Genomic DNA, 723 nt, shown 5'->3' with positions numbered 1-723 from the left:
CTACTACCAACTGAGCTATGCCGGAATTAAACACATACATATGATATCATTTTATTTCAAATAGCGCAATACTTTTTGGGAAATTTTTCTGAAGAAATCCCTCTCATTTTGTTGTTATTTTAATTTTAATGAAGCAAAAATTTTTATTTTATTTACGTATTGACAAAATGAATGATTTCCGTTATTCTATTGTTTGTATTAGTGATTATGCCGCTTTAGCTCAGTTGGTAGAGCGCTTCCATGGTAAGGAAGAGGTCGCCGGTTCAAGCCCGGCAAGTGGCTTAATTTAAGCAGTAAAAATATGTTGTTTTATCAATATGTTTTCACTGTCTTTTTATTCCCCTACGAAAATACCACAAATTATTTTTCATAAATGTTAAGAGCCTTTTATTTTTATATACATGAAAAGTACTAGTTAGAAATAAAGCTACTATTAAATTTTTATAAGGACTCAAAAACTAATTTCATATCAGAAAAAGTCTGTTATCTTTTGATTAAAAAAATTTTTACTTCCTCTAAAAAATGAACTCCCCTTACCGACAAAACCTTCTATTTATGTTAAATTTATGCAATCGCTAATTAAAAAAAACACTAATCCTCCAGCTCCAGCAATTTTTTAAATTTATTTGCCTATTTTACATAACAGTACAATTACGAAGAAAGACAAAAAAACACGATAGACACTCTATCGTGTTTAACTACTCCGGCAGTAGGACTCGAACC

1 tRNA gene is annotated in these 723 nt (G+C 30.0%); it reads left to right on the top strand.

The features are described 5' to 3' along the window. Window positions 1–209: 209 nt before the first annotated feature. Window positions 210–282: transfer RNA gene (locus RV14_RS11705), tRNA-Thr, on the top strand. The last annotated feature ends 441 nt before the right edge of the window (window positions 283–723 follow it).

The organism is Enterococcus ratti (assembly GCF_001886195.1).
GTDB classification, from domain to species: Bacteria; Bacillota; Bacilli; order Lactobacillales; family Enterococcaceae; genus Enterococcus_B; species Enterococcus_B ratti.
This window is presented reverse-complemented; position numbering and strand designations above follow the sequence as displayed.